Source organism: Amorphoplanes friuliensis DSM 7358 (assembly GCF_000494755.1).
Classification (GTDB): Bacteria; Actinomycetota; Actinomycetes; order Mycobacteriales; family Micromonosporaceae; genus Actinoplanes; species Actinoplanes friuliensis.
Genome location: NC_022657.1, coordinates 8,888,028 through 8,904,892, shown reverse-complemented (window position 1 = coordinate 8,904,892; position 16,865 = coordinate 8,888,028). Strand labels below are relative to the sequence as shown.

The 16,865-nt window shown below is 71.3% G+C and carries 9 protein-coding genes and 1 pseudogene; 6 read left to right on the top strand and 4 right to left on the bottom strand.

Translation table 11 applies throughout. The features are described from left to right. Positions 1-27: 27 nt before the first annotated feature. Entirely contained in the window at positions 28-1,650 is a 1,623-nt protein-coding gene (groL, locus tag AFR_RS41085; RefSeq protein WP_023562763.1) for a chaperonin GroEL, read from the top strand. 156 nt (positions 1,651-1,806) lie between these two features. On the opposite strand, the gene AFR_RS41080 is transcribed toward groL, so the two are convergent. From AFR_RS41080 to AFR_RS41070, 3 genes are all read right to left on the bottom strand, one after another. After that, positions 1,807-7,185 (bottom strand): Ig-like domain-containing protein, encoded by a 5,379-nt coding sequence (locus AFR_RS41080; protein WP_023562762.1) that lies wholly within the window; start codon positions 7,183-7,185, stop codon positions 1,807-1,809. A 107-nt stretch (positions 7,186-7,292) separates the two neighbouring features. Continuing rightward, entirely contained in the window at positions 7,293-8,294 is a 1,002-nt protein-coding gene (locus AFR_RS41075) for a GNAT family N-acetyltransferase (RefSeq protein ID WP_023562761.1), read from the bottom strand. An 11-nt stretch (positions 8,295-8,305) separates the two neighbouring features. Continuing rightward, positions 8,306-9,562 carry an MFS transporter gene (locus tag AFR_RS41070; RefSeq protein ID WP_438829963.1) on the bottom strand — a complete coding sequence of 419 codons (1,257 nt, stop codon included), beginning with the start codon at positions 9,560-9,562 and terminating at the stop codon, positions 8,306-8,308. A gap of 31 nt (positions 9,563-9,593) precedes the next feature. Here AFR_RS41070 and AFR_RS41065 point away from each other — a divergent pair, with 31 nt between their 5' ends. From AFR_RS41065 to AFR_RS41055, 3 genes are all read left to right on the top strand, one after another. Next, entirely contained in the window at positions 9,594-10,469 is an 876-nt protein-coding gene (locus AFR_RS41065) for a winged helix-turn-helix transcriptional regulator (protein WP_041841542.1), read from the top strand. Positions 10,470-10,564: 95 nt separating this feature from the next. Further along, complete coding sequence (locus AFR_RS41060; RefSeq protein ID WP_023562758.1) at positions 10,565-12,364, top strand: glycerol-3-phosphate dehydrogenase/oxidase; 1,800 nt, start codon at positions 10,565-10,567, stop codon at positions 12,362-12,364. Next, on the top strand, positions 12,361-12,630 hold the full coding sequence (locus AFR_RS41055; protein WP_023562757.1) for a DUF4031 domain-containing protein: 270 nt from the start codon (positions 12,361-12,363) through the stop codon (positions 12,628-12,630). The genes AFR_RS41060 and AFR_RS41055 overlap by 4 nt, the downstream gene beginning before the upstream one ends. On the opposite strand, the gene AFR_RS41050 is transcribed toward AFR_RS41055, so the two are convergent. Continuing rightward, positions 12,614-13,261, bottom strand: a complete 648-nt coding sequence (locus tag AFR_RS41050; RefSeq protein WP_041841541.1) for an HD domain-containing protein — start codon at positions 13,259-13,261, stop codon at positions 12,614-12,616. The genes AFR_RS41055 and AFR_RS41050 overlap by 17 nt on opposite strands. A 23-nt stretch (positions 13,262-13,284) precedes the next feature. On the opposite strand from AFR_RS41050, the gene AFR_RS41045 reads away from it, so the two are divergent. Then, positions 13,285-14,490, top strand: coding sequence for an FUSC family protein (locus AFR_RS41045; protein ID WP_023562755.1), 1,206 nt, complete (start codon positions 13,285-13,287; stop codon positions 14,488-14,490). 76 nt (positions 14,491-14,566) lie between these two features. After that, positions 14,567-16,399: pseudogene (locus AFR_RS47555) on the top strand (PrsW family glutamic-type intramembrane protease); the annotation flags it as partial. Positions 16,400-16,865: the final 466 nt, after the last annotated feature.

The following is a 16,865-nucleotide window of genomic DNA, read 5'->3' as shown; positions in this document are numbered from 1 at the left end:
CGCGAATGTCCAGGAGGACACAGCCGTATGGCCAAGATCATCGCATTTGACGAGGAAGCTCGTCGCGGCCTCGAGAGTGGTATGAACCAGCTCGCCGACGCCGTCAAGGTGACGCTCGGCCCCAAGGGCCGCAACGTCGTGCTCGAGAAGAAGTGGGGCGCTCCCACCATCACCAACGATGGTGTGTCGATCGCCAAGGAGATCGAGCTCGAGGGCACCTTCGAGAAGATCGGCGCCGAGCTGGTCAAGGAGGTCGCCAAGAAGACCGACGACGTGGCCGGCGACGGCACGACGACGGCGACCGTGCTGGCCCAGGCGCTGGTCCGTGAGGGCCTGCGCAACGTGGCCGCCGGTGCGAACCCGATGGCGCTCAAGCGGGGCATCGAGGCTGCTGTCGCCTCTGTCTCCGAGGAGCTCACCAAGATCGCGAAGGACGTGGAGACGAAGGAGCAGATCGCCTCCACCGCCTCCATCTCCGCCGGTGACTCCACGGTCGGCGAGATCATCGCTGAGGCCATGGACAAGGTCGGCAAGGAAGGCGTCATCACCGTCGAGGAGAGCAACACCTTCGGTCTCGAGCTCGAGCTCACCGAGGGCATGCGCTTCGACAAGGGCTACATCTCGGCGTACTTCATGACCGACGCCGAGCGTATGGAGGCCGTCTTCGACGACCCCTACATCCTCATCGCGAACAGCAAGATCTCCGCGGTCAAGGACCTGCTCCCCGTCCTCGAGAAGGTCATGCAGGGCGGCAAGCCGCTCATCATCATCGCCGAGGACGTCGAGGGCGAGGCCCTGGCCACCCTGGTCGTCAACAAGGTGCGCGGCACCTTCAAGTCCGTCGCCGTCAAGGCCCCGGGCTTCGGCGACCGCCGCAAGGCCATGCTGGACGACATCGCGATCCTCACCGGTGCGACCGTCGTCAGCGAAGAGGTCGGCCTCAAGCTCGACGCCGCTGACCTGTCCCTGCTGGGCCAGGCGCGCAAGGTTGTCATCACCAAGGACGAGACGACCATCGTCGACGGTGCCGGCAACGCCGAGCAGATCCAGGGCCGGGTCAACCAGATCCGGGCCGAGATCGAGAAGTCGGACTCCGACTACGACCGCGAGAAGCTGCAGGAGCGCCTGGCCAAGCTGGCCGGCGGCGTTGCGGTCATCAAGGTCGGCGCGGCCACCGAGGTCGAGCTCAAGGAGCGCAAGCACCGCATCGAGGACGCCGTCCGCAACGCGAAGGCGGCCGTCGAAGAGGGCATCGTCCCCGGTGGTGGCGTCGCGCTCGTGCAGGCCGGCAAGACCGCGTTCGACAAGCTCGACCTGGTGGGCGACGAGGCCACCGGTGCGAACATCGTCCGCGTCGCGCTGGACGCCCCGCTGCGCCAGATCGCTGTCAACGCCGGCCTCGAGGGTGGCGTCGTCTCCGAGAAGGTGCGCAACCTCGAGCTGGGTCACGGCCTGAACGCCGCGACCGGCGAGTACGTCGACCTCCTGGCCGCGGGCATCATCGACCCGGCCAAGGTCACCCGCTCGGCGCTGCAGAACGCCGCGTCGATCGCCGCTCTGTTCCTCACGACCGAGGCGGTCGTGGCGGACAAGCCGGAGAAGAACCCGGCCCCGGCCGGTGGCCCCGGCGGCGGAGACATGGACTTCTAAGTCCAGCTTTTCAGGAGGGCGGGTTGCTTCGGCAGCCCGCCCTCCTGCATGTCCCGCGCCGGACAGAAGATCAAGATCTGGTTCATGTCGTGCCTGGTTGCATGGTGCTGACCGTCGCTCCCGCCGAGAAAGGGCTGCGTGCTCGCCAGACCGTCCCTACTTGTGCCAGGCGTGTTTGCCTGGGCGGTGGCGGCCCGGGCCGCGGTCGGTGGCGGTGGCTGTGGCCAGGAAGGGTAGGCGGCCGCCGAAGAAGTAGAGGGCGGCGCCCAGGAGGAGGGCTGTGGTGCCGAGGGCGCCTACCGACATGAGGTCGGCGCCGGTTCGGGGGAGTTTGATGATGGTCTGGGTGGCCGGGGTGGGGCCCTCCTGGACCGTGATGGTGACTGTGGCGGTGTCCGTGCCGCCGCGGCCGTCGGAGATCGTGTAGGTGAACGAGTCCGTGCCGCCCTCGTAGGTGTCCGACGGCGCGTAGGTGACCGTGCCGTTCGCGTTCAGGACCGCGGCGCCGTGGCGGGGCTTGCCGACCTTGGTCACCGTCAGCGGGTCCTCGTTCGGGTCCTTGTCGCCGGCCAGCACCGACACGACGACCGAGGCGCCGGCCTTGACCGTGGCACCGTCGTTGCGGGCCACGGGTGCGGCGTTCGGGCCCGCGACCGTCACCTTGATCGTGCCCGTGGCCCGGTTCCCGTTGGGGTCCTCGGCCGAGTACGAGAAGCTGTCCATGCCGGCGAAGCCGAGCACCGGGGTGTAGGTGACTGCGGCGGCGGCCAGTTCGGCCGTACCGTGGCTGGGTTTGCCGACCGCGATGACCGTGACCGGACGCTGGTGTTTGTCGACGGTCGGGAGGCCGATGAGGACCGGGGTGGCCGGGTCGGCCGTGGCCGCCTTGTCCGGCACGGCCGGCGGCGTGCCGACGACCACCGTGACGGTCGACGTCGAGGTGTCCTTGCCGTCGCTGATCGTGTAGGTGAACGCGGCCGTGCCGGAGAAACCGTCCGCCGGCCGGTAGGTGACCGTGGTCGCCGTGAAGGTGACCTTGCCGTCGGCGGGCTGGGTGACCGTGGTGACGGTCAGCCTGTCGCCGTCGGGGTCCAGGTCGTTGCCGAGCACGTCCACCGTGACCGCCCGCTGGTACGGCGTCGCTTTCTCGTCGGGCAGCGCGACCGGTGTGCCGTCGGTGACGGTCACCGAGACGCGGCCGGTGGCGGTGCCGCCCGCGCCGTCGGAAAGGACGTAGTCGAAGCTGTCCGTGCCCAGGTAGCCGGCGTCCGGGGTGTACCGGATGCGGCCGTCCGAGAGGACCGACGTCGTGCCGTGCGCTGCCTTGCCCGCCGACTTCACGGTCAGCCGCTGGCCCGGGTTGACGTCCGAGTCGTTGCCGAGCACGTCGATGTCGACGCGGCCGCCCTTGACCACGGCGGACTGGTCGGCCCGGGCGATCGGCGCGGCGTTGGCCACGGTCACCGAGACCCGTCCCGTGCTGCGGCCACCGGAAGGATCGGTCACGACGTAGGTGAACGTGTCGACACCCGTGAAGCCGGTCGCGGGCGTGTAGCGGACCACGCCGTTCACGATCTTCGCCGTGCCGTTCTCCGGTGCGGACACCGAGACGAGGGTCAGCGCCTCGTTCTCGAAGTCGGTGTCGTTCGCGAGGACCGGGATGATCACGGCTGTGCCCGACGAGGCGGTGGCCTTGTCGGCGGCGGCGATCGGCGCGGAGTTCACGCCGACCGTGACTGTGGTCGTGTCGGTGCCGCCGGCGTCGTCGGTCACCACGTAGTCGAACGTGTCGGTGCCGGAACTGCCCGCCTCGGCCGTGTACGTGATCGTGCCGTCGGGGCGTACGGCGGCGATGCCGTGCACCGGGACCGTGGTCGAGATGATGCGCAGGTGCTGGCCGATGTTCGGGTCGGTGTCGTTGGCCAGGACGGGGATCGGCACGGCGACACCGGGCTGGGCGCGTACGGCGTCGGGCACCGCGATCGGGTTGGCGTTGAGCACGGTGACGGTGACGGTCGTCGTGGAGCTCCCGTGCGCCGCGTCCTCGATCGTGTACGTGAAGGTGTCCGTACCGGCGAAGCCCCGCCCGGGGGAGTAGACCAGCGTGCCGTCCCCGGTCGGCGTGACCGTGCCGTGGCCGCCGTTGGTGTGCCCGGTGATCGTGATCGGGTCGCCGCTGGGGTCGCTGTCGTTGCTGAGCACGGTCAGGCGGATCGGGACGTCGGTCGGGGTGACGTCGGCGTCCGGCGCGGCCACCGGCGGCGAGTTCACCACGGTGACGGTGACGGCCGCGCCCGCGGTGCCACCCTTGCCGTCGGAGATCGTGTAGTGGAAGCCGTCCGGCCCGCGATAGCCGGGCGCCGGCGTGTAGGTCACCGTGCCATCGGCGGCGACCGCGGCCGTGCCGTGCAGGGGCTGCGTGTCGATCGTGACCGTCAGCGGGTCGCCGTTCGGGTCGCTGTCGTCGGCCAGCACCGGTACGACCAGGGGCAGATTGGTCTCGGCGGTCACCGTGTCGGCGCCGGCCACCGGTACGCCGTTGGCGACGGTGAGGCTGACGGTCGCCGTTGCCGTGCCGCCGTTGCCGTCCGAGATCGTGTAGTCGAAGCTGTCCGGACCCGACCAGCGCGCGGCCGGGGTGTAGGTGATCGTGCCGTCCTGGTTGCGGACGACCGTGCCGTGCGCGGCCGCTGTCACACCGCTGACCACGAGGCTGTCGCCGTTCGGGTCGGACGCGGCTGCGACCACGTCCAGGGTCAGGGCCGTGCCGAAGGCGGTCTGCACGGTGCGGTTCGTTGCCACGGGGGCCGCGTTGGCCACGGTGACGGTCACCCGGCCGGTGTCGTCGCCGCCGTTGCCGTCCGAGACCGTGTACGTGAAGGTGTCCGTACCGGAGAAGCCGGCCGCCGGGCGGTAGGTGACCACGCCGGCGGTGAGGTCGACGCTGCCGTGGCCGGGCTGACCGACCGCGGTGACCGTCAGTGTGTCGCCGTTGGGATCGGTGTCCCCGCCGAGCACCGGAACGACCACGTCGGTGCGGTAGTTCGTCGAGATGGCGTCGTCGGCGGCGACCGGTGCAGCGTTGCCGACGGTGACCTTGACGGTTGCGGTGGCCGAGCCGCCCCGGCCGTCCGAGACGGTGTAGGTGAAGGTCGCCGGCCCGGTGAACCCGCTGACCGGGGTGAACGTGAGGTCCTGAGCGCCGAAGGTGACCGTGCCGGACGCCGGCTGGGTGACCGCGGTGATCGTCAGCGGGTCGCCGTTGGGGTCGGAGTCGTTGTCGAGCACGGTGACGGTGACCGCCTGGCCCGCCGCGCCCGCCTGGTCGTCGTGAACCACCGGCGCGGCGTTGTCGACGCCCACCGTCACGGTCGCGGTGCCGGTGCCGCCCTTACCGTCGGCGAGCACGTAGGTGAACGAGTCCGGTCCCGCATATCCGGCGGCCGGCGTGTACGTGATCGTGCCGTCGGCGTTCGCCACGGCCGTGCCGTGCGCCGGGCCGCTGCCGACCGAAACGGTCAGCGGGTCGCCGTCGGCGTCAGTGTCGTTGTCCAGCACCGCGACAACGACCGGCGCGTCGGTCGGGGTGGTGACACCCGGGTCGGCCACCGCCTTCGGGGCGGTGTTCACCGTCAGGGTCCGCACCACGGTGTTGTTGCCGGGTGTGGGGTCGGCGCCGGCTCCGGAGGCCGTGACCGTCGCACCCGCCGTCGCCGCGGCGGTGTCGTCGACAAGCGTGTCGACCAGCACCGTTGCGGTGCTGCCGAGAGCCAGGACCCCGAGCACGCAGGTGACGTCCTGGCCCGTCGCTGTGCAGCCCGCGGGCAGTGTGCCGGGTGTGGCACCGGCCGGCAGGGTCAGCTTCGCGACGGCCCGCGCCTCGCGTTCCGGGCCGTTGTTGGTGACCGAGACCTGGTAGGTGACCGGGTCGGGTGCACCGCCGCGCTGCACGACGCCCGGGACGATGGCCAGGCCGGCGGCGAGGTCCGCGCTCGGCTGCGCCACGGTCACCCCCGAGGCCGTACTCGTGCCGGCGATCTTCCGGCCCGTGTGCTTGCCGGTGTACGCCACGTTCGCCACGTCGACCACCGTGAAGCCCGCCGGGGTGTTCAGATCGACCTTCACGCGGAACGTCACCTTGGTGGTCGCGCTCGGGATCAGCTCGCCGCCGGTCGACGGGGTCGCGCCCGTGCCGATGTTGAAGGTTGTGGTGCCCTGTGCGGAGTCGGTGGCGAAGGACCCCGTGTCGTCGCCCGGCGCGTCGGTCACCGGGGTGCCCGCGACGGCCAGGGAGCCCGGCACGTACGTCGTACCGGCCGGGACCGCGTCCGTCAGCACCGACTCGATCGCCGTGTCGGTGCCGTCGTTGACCACACCGACCGTGTACTCGATCTCGTCGCCGGGCAGCAGGTTGCCGCCGTCGACGTCCTTGCCGGTGAGCGTCGCGGTCAGGTTCGGCGCGTACAGGTCGGTGCTGAAGGTGACCACACCCGGGTAGAACGTCTCGTTCGTCGTGGTCAGCGTCAGGGTCGCGCTGGTCGCGCCGTTGGCCAGCCGCCCGGTCGCGTCGAACTGGTCCACGTCCACGCCGAGCAGGTTCGAACTCGCCGGCGAGCGGTCGGTGACCAGTGCGCCGCCGTCGCTGACCGTGCTGTTGAAGAAGTTGTTCGCCGGGTTCTTCGAGTCGGACACCGCACTGCCGTTGAGCTGCAGCACGTCCCCGGTCTTGCCCAGGTCACCCTCGTAGACCACGGTGCCGATCTTCGTGGTCACCGTGCCGTACTGCGGGGTCTCGAAACCGCTGACCGGGATCGTCACGCTGGTCGAGCCGCTGCTGACCACCCCGAAACCGTCGAAGACGCGCAGGTCGCGCATCGGCAGGGCGGCATTCCGGTACGCGACCACAAGCGCCCAGCCCGCGTACCGGTCGACGCCCGTACCGGCCTGGATGTTGGCCACGGAGTAGGTGCCGTTGCCGCCGCCGGCCACCAGGGTCGTGACGTTGGTGTATCCCTGGTACGCGCTGGTCGACGGGTCGGTGTTGGTCTCGGTCGACACCATGGTCGTGTAACCGCCACCGCCCGGCACCGAGAACTTGACCTTGCCCTTGTCGGCCGCCGTCGGGGCGACCGCACCACTCGTACCCGCCTTGGTGTTGGCACTCCAGTACAGACCCGCGAAGAGCACCGTGCTGCCCGCCGGCAACACCAGCTGGGTGCTGCTGGAGTTGAAGAGGCCGTTGGCCTGGTCGGCGCCCGCGTTCTGCATCACGTAGCCGTTGTTGTTCAGCACCTCGGTCGAGGCCGAGCCGATGCCCTGCAGACCGTCGGTGCAGCCCGTCGCCGCCGGCGGGCAGGTGAGGTTCGTGTTGCCGCGCAGCACGATCGCACCGTTCGCGTTGGCCGAGAACGTGGTGGTGAACGGCGTCGTGATGACCGCCTCCGCCCGGCTCATGTAGAAGGTCAGCGCGACCCCGACGGCGACGACCACGAGCAGGGCGAGCACCCGGTGGGGGGCGGAACGCAGTGCGGGCATGGGGGTCCTCGTCGTTTCCGGCGCGCAGAAAGCCCGGACCTGATGGTCCGGGCTCTCATCACGCTAGAAACGGCCGAGTGCTGTTCAGGTGCAGCTCAGGCGCAGTCTCAGAGCTGCTTGCGGTAGAGCAGGAACACCCGTTCGACGCGGGCGCCGACGGCCTTGGAGTAGAACGGCAGCGGCCCCACCCAGCCGATCTGCACCGTCTCGTGACCGGCGGCCCGCTGGTCGGCGAGGCACCGGCGCAGCAGCAACGCCCCGATGCCCAGCCCCCGGGCGGCGGTCGCGGTGCCCATCGGCCCGAACCAGCTCGGCCGCGACGACCCGTACGCGGCGAAGCCCAGGATCGACCCGTCCTTGGCCAGCGCCAGATGGCAACCGGCCTGGTCCCGGCCGACCGAGTGGGTGATCTCGCCCGCCCAGCCCCCACCGAAGGTCGCCAGCGCGAAGCTGACCAGCGCGGGCACGTCCTCGGCGCCGGCCCGCCGCACGGTGATGCCCTCGCCCGCCAGGCGTTCCTCGTGGTCGGCGGTGGACTCGAGCCCGGCCACGGCGGTGTCGACGGTCATGTTCCACGCGGGCTGGTCCTGCTCGAAGCCGAACGCCATCGCGGCGCAGATCGCCGGGGTGTACCGCACGTCGATGCCGGGCCACGCGTAGTACGGAGCGTTGCCGGCGATGACGATGTCACCGGCACCCAGCCCGGCCAGCGCACCCTCGACCCGGGACACCAGCGCGCGGGCGACACCGCGGCGGCGCTCCCGGGGATCGACGGCCACCAGGTCGACGTGGCCGATCGACCGGTCGCGGTGCGACACCGAGCCCAGCACCACCCCGATGACCCGGCCGCCGGTGACGGACACCGGCTCTCCGGACAGGGCGGCACCGGCCGCGGCGGGACCGGCACCGGCCGACCTGAGCGCGATGAACCCGGCCAGCTTGCGCGGCGTCGCGGACCACCCGGCGGTCCCGGTGGTCTCCCGCAGCCGCAGCACGATCTCCGCTGCCTCGGCGGCGTCCTCCGGCAGATCGAGCGCGGTCCGGCACAGAGCAACCACGGCGGGCACGTCGTCATCGGTCAGTTCGGAGATCCAGAACTCGCTGTCCACAACCGCCGAACCTACCGGGCGGACGCTTCCCGTTCCGGAACGGGCGGAAGGACCAGGTCGCGCTCGCCCCGGACGGGCGAGAAGAAGAGCGCGAGCGGTCCGAGCAGGGCGGCGAACGCGAAGACGAACAGCGTGGCCCTGGCACCGAACGGTCCGGCCAGCGCACCCGCCACGAGCCCGCCGACGGGGATCGCACCCCACGAGACGAAGCGGACCGTCGCCATCACCCGCGACAACAGCTCCGGCGGGCTGGCGATCTGCCGGTACGTCCGGGTGGTCACGCTGAAGATGCAGCTCAGGCACGCGGTGATCAACACACCGGCGGTGAACGCGGCGTAGGCGGCCCAGCCCGTACCGACCGGGATGAGGAACGCGCCGGCCGCCTCCACGAAGCCGAGGATGATCAGTCCGCGGGCCGTACCCAGGGCGTTGGTGACCCGGGTGGTCAGCGCCGCACCGATCAGCGTGCCGAGGCCGTCCATCGCCAGCAGCACACCGACCACACCGGCCGGGGCGTGCAGCTCCCGCACCAGGTAGAGCGCAAAGAGCGCGTGGTACGCGCCGCTGACGAAGTTCATCGCGGTCGCCGCCCACATCGTCGGGCCCATCATCGGGTGCTTGACGACAAACGCCCAGCCCTCGCGGATCATCGCGCCCATCGGCGTGGGCCGGTCGGGCCGGTGGCCGTGCCGGGCCGGCAGGGTGCGGAGCAGGGCGGCCGACACGAGATAGCTGACCGCGTCGACCAGCAGGGTCGGCACCGCGCCGAGGAGCTGCACCGCCAGACCACCGAGCGACGGCCCGGCGAGCTGGGTCGTCGCGTGGGTGCCCGAGGTCAGGCTGTTGCGCGACTGGAGCTGGTCACGGCTGACGATCTCCGGCAGGAACGTGGTGTTCGCGACGAAGAAGATGACGTGCGCGAAGCTGACCACCAGCGCCGCGACGATCAGCTGGGTGACGGTGAGTACGCCGAGCCACCAGGCCACCGGGATCGAGGCCACGGCGGCCGCCCGGATCAGGTCCGCCGCGACCTGCGTGCCGCGCAGGGGCAGCCGCTGCACGATGATCCCGGCGGGCAGGCCGATCACGATCCAGGCCACGTACCCGGCCGCCGCGATCATGCCCATCTCGAACGCTGTCGCATCGAGGACCGTGAGCGCGGTCAGTGGCAGGGCCACTCCACCGACGGCCGAACCCAGATCACTGCTGGTGCCGGCCGCCCACCATCGCCAGAACACGCTCACGGTCCCCGCCCCCGTTCGAGTCAGTTCCATTCTGGAACGGACTATACTGATGAGCGTGCGCAGGGTCGAACTCATTGATGCCGACTGCGGCATCGAGCAGGCCCTCGGCGTGCTCACGGACTGGTGGACCTTCCTGGTGGTCCGCGACATCGCCGGCGGTGTGACCCGCTTCGAGGCTCTGCAGCGCTCGCTGGGCGTGAGCCGCCGTGCTCTGACCGAGCGCCTGGCCGCCCTGGTCTCCCACGGTGTGCTGCGGCGCGAGGCCTACTCGGAGCACCCGCCGCGCTTCGACTACCTGCTCACGGCCAAGGGTGAGGGCCTGCTCCCGGTGCTCATCGCGCTGCAGGACTGGGGCACGCGGCACGTGCTGGGCGACGGTTCCCTGACCGCGACGGCCGCACCGACCTCGGCCGAGGCCCACCGTGTGCACGGCCTGGTCGGCCACCTGGTCCCGGTCGTGCCGATCTCACGCTGGACGGTTCTCTACTTCTTCCCAGGCGCCTATCCGAGTGCCGCTGACTACCCGCCGGGCTGGGGCGACATCCCGGGCGCGGGCGGCTGCACGCTCGAGTCGCTGACCTACGCGTCCCGTGCCGACGATTTTGCGGCCGCCGGGGTGCAGGTCAAGGGCGTGAGCACCCAGCGGCCGGACCAGCTGGAGGCCTTCGCGGCGCACGCCGGGCTGCCGTTCCCGCTGGTCTCCGACCAGGACGCCAAGGTCGCCGCCGGGCTACGCCTGCCGACCTTCCGCGCCTCGGGAGTCGACCGCTTCAAGCGGCTGTCGTTGCTGGTCGACGCCTCTGCGACGATCCGGGCGGTGCAATATCCGATCACCGACCCGGCGGCCTCGGTGACCGAGATGCTGGAGCTCGCGACGGGGTTCGGTCTTGCCCGCACGCAGCCGGCGATCGGCGGGAGCGACGGTCGGTGATCCGCACGGACCTACGACATGATCCTCCTGAACTTGATCTTGATAATCCAGATTTCACCCTCCTGCGTGACACACGGCAGCGCTACCGTGGGGTTGTGCGCTCTCCCTCGGTCTCACGCTATGCAGCCGGCCGGCTCTCCCCGATCCGTCGTGTCTCGGACCTGCGACGGCTCCGGGACGAGCAGTTCGACGTGCTTGTCGTCGGCGGCGGGGTCACCGGCGCCGGAGCCGCTCTCGACGCCGCGTCGCGGGGCCTGAGCGTCGCCCTGGTCGAGGCCCGTGACCTGGCCGCCGGCACCTCCAGCCGGTCCAGCAAGCTGATCCACGGCGGCCTGCGTTATCTCGAGCAGCTCGAGCTCCACCTCGTGCACGAGGCGCTGACCGAGCGTGGCCTGCTGACCAGCCGGCTCGCGCCGCACCTCGTCCGGCCCGTGCCGATCCTGGTGCCGCTCCCGGCCGCCTCGCCGCCCGCGCGGGTCTGGCAGCGGGCCTATTACGGCCTCGGTGTCGCCGCCTACGACGCCTTCGCCGGGATCTTCGGCAGCGGCCGCGGCATGCCGCTGCACCGCCACCTGACCCGCGACGGCGCCCGGCACATGTTCCCCAGCCTGCGCGCCGACAAGATCAGCGGTGCGATCCGCTACTTCGACGGGCAGGTCGACGACGCCCGGCTGGTCGTCAACCTCGCCCGCACCGCTGCCAGCCTCGGTGCCGCGGTGGTCACCAGCGCCCGCGTCACCGGTTTTGTGCGCGAGGCGCGCGAGGTCGTCGGGGTCAAGGTCCGCGACCTCGAGGCGCCCGGCTCACCGGAGTTCGAGGTGCGCGCCCGCACGGTCGTCGCCGCCACCGGTGTGTGGAGCGACGACCTGTCCCGCATGCTCAAGGACGTCGGTGTCCGCCCGGGCCTGCGCGTCCGCGCCTCCAAGGGCGTCCACCTGGTCGTGCCGCGCTCGGCGATCACCGGCGAGGCCGGCCTGATCCTGCGGACACCCACCTCGGTGCTCTTCGTGATCCCGTGGGGCGGCCATTGGATCATCGGTACGACCGACACCGACTGGCAGCTGGACCGGTCACACCCGGCCGCGTCCGCACGGGACATCCGCTATCTGCTCGACCAGGTCAACACCGTGCTCGACCGGCCACTGACCACCGACGACATCGAGGGCGTCTACGCCGGGCTGCGACCGCTGCTCTCCGGCGAGGCCGACTCCACCTCGAAGCTGTCCCGTGAGCACGCCGTTGTCGAGCCGATGCTCGGGCTGCTGCTCGTCGCCGGCGGGAAATACACGACCTACCGCGTGATGGCCGCCGACGTCATCGACCGGGCCGTGCGCCGCCTCGGCGGGCCCGCGCGGCCGTCCCGCACCGACCAGCTCCCGCTGCTCGGCGCCGACGGCTTCTGGGCCGCCTGGCGGGACAGGCAGGACATCGCCCGCCGCCACGGTGTCACGGCCGGCGTGATCGAGCACCTGCTCGAGCGGTACGGCACGCTCACCGTGCACCTGCTCGCGATGATCGAGGCGAACCCCGAGCTGGCGACCCCGCTGTCCGGCGCGCCCGAATACCTGGCGGCCGAGATCGCGTACGCCGCCCAGGCGGAAGGCGCCCTGCACCTCGACGACGTCCTGACCCGCCGGACCCGCATCTCGATCGAGACGTCGCACCGCGGTGCCGAGACCGCCGCGCACGCCGCCGCCGTCATGGGAGACGCCCTGGGCTGGGACAAGGCGGTCCGCGACCGGGAGATCGAGCACTACCTGGCGCGGGTCGAGGCCGAACGGCAGTCGCAGAAGATGCCCGACGACCTCACCGCCGACGCGGCCCGCCTCGGAGTCCCCGACGTCCGGGGTTACGCGGCCGACCGCGGCACGGAACTGCTCGAAGTCGACCTTTGATCCTCGTCGACGAGCCACGCTGGCCGGGCCGGGGCCGCCTCTGGTCCCACCTGGTCAGCGACGTGTCCTACGACGAGCTGCACGTCTTCGCCGAGATGCTGGGCGCGCCGCGGCGGGCGTTCGACCGGGACCACTACGACATCCCGGAAAACCGTTTCCCGATGGCGCTGCTGCTCGGCGCCACCCTGGTCCGGTCCCGGGACCTCTCCGCCCGGCTGCGCGCGGCCGGACTGCGCCGGCCGAAGCACCTCACCCCAAAGTCTTGAGTTCCGCCTCGAGATTGGCCCGAGCCCGGTCCTCCCAGGCCTGCCGCAGCGGCGCGTGGCGATAGATCGACGGCAGCTCGAGCAACGCCTTCAGCACCTGCGTGCGGCCGCCGCGGAAAGCCTCGTCGGGCACGTGGGCGTACTCGCGGCGGATCGCGGCCGTGTAAGCCGCGTAGTCGTCCGGTGTGCTCGCCAGGATCGCCAGGTCGGCGTCGCAGAGCAGCTCACCGTCGGGGTCGTCGTCGTTCGTCGCGTGCCCGGCCGTCAGCCCGACCAGCCGCGCCACCTCAGCGGCCACCTCGTCCGGCGCCCCCAGCGTCGTGAGCAGGCCTTCGGCGAACTCCGCGCTGTCACGCTCGTTGGTGTCGCCCAGCGCCCGCGGGTCGTAGACCGCGTCGTGCAACCAGGCCGCGAGCCGCACCCGGTCCGCGCCCGGTGCCAGCGTGGCGAACTCGTCGATCACGTCCAGGACGGCCGTCAGATGCGCCACGGTGTGGTACTGCCGCTGCGGCTCCGACCAGCGTGCCAACAGGTATTCGCCGGCCGCCGCCAGATCCGCGTCCCCGGCCGTCGCCCCGGCACCCCGCGCCGCCGCAACCCACCGGTCCCCAAGAGATGTCACGGCCGCCATCCTGACACGTAGGGTCTTGAGGCATGACGGACGCCGGGGCGCAGCACAGGCTCGCGTCCGTTCTGGCCGAAGTGCGCGGCCGGTCACGGTCCGGCGCCGGTGCCGGCTGGTCCCGCGTACGCGGTGGTTTCCCGCTCGCGCTGCAGGCCGGACTGGCCGCCGGGCTGGCCTGGTTCATCGCGCACGACGTCATCGGGCGCCCCAGCCCGTTCTTCGCCCCGATCGCCGCCGTCATCACGCTCGCCTCGTCCGTCGGGCAGCGCGCCCGCCGCACGATCGAGCTGGTCGTCGGCGTGGCCATCGGCATCGGCATCGGCGACGCGATCATCCTGCTCATCGGCAGCGGCCCGTGGCAGATCGGCCTGGTCGTCGTCCTGGCCATCGTCGTCGCCGCGGCCGTCGGCGGCGGTACGCCCCTGGTCGTGCAGTCCGCCTCGTCGGCGGTGCTGGTCGCCACGCTGACCTCGGGCACCGGGCTGCCGTACACCCGCTTCTTCGACGCGTTGGTCGGTGGTGCGGTGGGTCTGACGGTGATGACGGTCCTGCTGCCCCTGAACCCCCTGACCGTGGTGCGCCGATCCGCCGACCCCGCGCTGGAGGCCTTCACCGAAGGGCTGCACGCGATCGCGGACGGGCTTTCCGGCCGGGACGCCGACGCCGTGAAGGCCGCGCTCGACCGGCTCCGCAGCGCCGAGGCCAACTTCGCCGCGTTCGACCAGGCGGCCGCCGCGGCCAGCGAGAACGTCGCCTTCGCACCGGCGCGGTGGCGGGCCCGCGGTGCTCTCAGCCAGTACGTCGAAGGCGCCGACCAGCTCACCTACGCCCTGCGGAACGTCCGGGTGCTCGCCCGTCGCGTGATGACGGCACTGCAGGACGACGAACCCGTCCCGGAGTGCCTGCCGACCTCCGTCCGGCTGCTCGGCGACGCCGTCGAACTGCTTCGCGAGGAATGGGCCCGAGGCGTCGAGCCGATCGCCACCCGCGAACGTGCACTGCGGGCTGCCGCCGAGTCCGGCCGCGCGTACGACGAGGGTGTCGGCTTCTCCGGCGGTGTGGTCGTCGCCCAGGTGCGCACGACGGTCTCGGATCTGCTCAGAGCCACCGGCATCGAGTACGCCGAGGCGCCCCGGCTGGTCCGGCGGGCCGTCGGGTGGCACGGGCGGCCGCGTACCGTCCGGAGGAAGCCCGGCCGGTCACGGCCCGGAGCCTCGGGTCGCGGCCCTTCCTGACCGAGTTTCGCGCCCTTGATCCTTTTTCCGCCGCCGCGGGCCCGCCTGGGTGCCGCGAGGTGGCTACGCTGGCGACATGGCCGACGTAGCTCCGGGCGGGTCGCCCGACCCGGCACCGACCTCCCCAGCTCCGGCCTCGCCGGCGCCCGGTTCTGCCACCGCGGCCGCCGAGCAGCTCACAGCGCCGATGAATCCCGACCCGGCACCCGGCCCGCAAGCGAGGGTGTCCGGCCGGCCGAGCGGCTGGCGGCGCTGGCTGCCGCTGGTCGGCGTCATCACGTTCATCGCGGCCTGCGCCGTCGCCATGCTGATCATCCTGGGCTTCAGCAACGGCCCGCAGGGCCTCGCGATCGGCCTGGTCGCCGCGATCCTCCCGGTCCCGGTCCTGGTCGGCTGCTTCCTCTGGCTCGACCGGTACGAACCGGAGCCCACCCGCTACCTGATCTTCTGCTTCGCGTGGGGTTCCGCCGTGGCGACCCTGGTGGCCATCGGCGTCAACTCGTTCGCCTCGTGGGGCTTCGACCGCCTCGGCCTGCCGGACGCCCTGGTGGCGGTGCTCGTGGCCCCCTTCATCGAAGAATCCATGAAGGCCCTCGGCCCGATCCTGCTGCTCTGGCGCCGCCGCCGCGAATGGTCCGGCATCACCGACGGCATCGTCTACTGTGGCCTCTCCGCGCTGGGCTTCGCCATGGTCGAGAACGTCCTCTACCTGGGCGGCCACGGCTACGCGTCCGGCGTCGACCAGTACGGCCCGGCGACCGGCATCCAGAACCTCTTCCTCATCTTCATCGTGCGGATCCTCTTCACCGGCTTCGCCCACCCGCTCTTCACCTCGATGACCGGCATCGGCCTGGGCCTGGCCTCCCGCACCGCCGACCGCCGCATCAAGTGGCTGGCCCCGATCGCCGGCCTGCTCGCCGCGATGATCCTGCACGGGCTCTTCAACCTGCTGCCCACACTCTCCGTGGCCACCGGCGAAACCCTGATCATGCTGTACGGGTACCTGGGCTTCATGGTCCCGTTCTTCTTCCTGGTGGTGGGCTTCGCCATCGCCCTCCGCAGCTGGGAAGGCCGCCTCAGCGAACGTGTCCTGCCGCACTACGTCACCGCCGGCTGGCTCTCCCCACCCGAGGTGGCCACCCTCGGCAGCCTCGGCCGCCGCCACTCGGCCCGCCGCTGGGCCAAACGCGTCTCCGGCGACGCCGGCGTCAAAGCAATGCGCGGCTTCCAATTCGCCTCGACCCAGCTCGCCCTCCTGCGCGACGGCATGCAACGCGGCCTCGACCGCAAACCGGCGGACCTGCAACGCTCGGCCGAAGAGGAATACCGCCTGCTGACGGCCATCTCCGACTACCGCGCCGTCTTCGTGGGCCGCGACCCGCAGATGCCCCAGGCGTTCTGGGACGGCACGAACTACCAGATCGCCTTCCCCGACGGCGTGACCCGCACGGTGAGCCCGCCCGAGGAACCCGTCGTGCCGGTCCCGGTCCGGATTCCCGCCAACCCGTACCCGGCCATGGCCGCTGCTTACAGTCAGGGACCCGGCTACGGCGCCCCGCAGCCCAGCTTCGGCGCGCCGCCGGTTTACGTCCGGCCCGGCCACCAGATCCCACCCGGCTACGGCGCCCAGCCCGGCTACGGTGCCGGCCAGCCCGGTTACGGCCCTCCGCCCGGTTACGGTGCGCAGCCTGGTTATGGTGCCCAGCCTGGCTACGGTGCTCAGCCCGGTTATGGCACACAGCCTGGATATGGCTCGCAGCCTGGTTATGGGACTCCGCCTGGGTATGGCGCTCAGCCTGATTACGGCGTTCAGCCTGGCTATGCCACTCCGCCCGGTTACGGCGGCCAGCCCGGTTACGGCGCTCAGCCCGGCTATGGAGCTCAGCCCGGTTACAACGGCCAGCCGGGTTACGGCGGTCAGCCGGGTTATGGCGCTCAGCCTGGCTATGGTGCTCAGCCCGGCCAGGGCAACCCACCTGGGGAGAGCACTCAAGCCGGTTACAGCCAGCCCGGCTATGCCGGCCAGCCGGGCCACGGCGCTCAGCCTGGTTTTGGTGATCCGTCCGGCTTTGGCGGTCAGCCGGGACACGGCGCTCAGTCGGGCTATGGCGCTCAGCCAAGTTATGGCGCTCAGCCTGGTTCGGGCGATCCGTCCGGCTATGGCGGTCAGCTGGGCTACGGCGCTCAGCCCGCTCATGGTGCGCAGCCTGGTTCTGGCGACCCGTCCAGCTACGGTGGCCAGTCCGGGTATGGCGGTCAGCCGGGTTATGGTACTCAGCCCGGCTACAGCGCCCAGCCCGACGGTGGCGCCCAGGCGAGTCATGGCGACCAAGCTGGTTACGGCGGCCGGCCCAGCGACGGTTCCCAACCCGGCG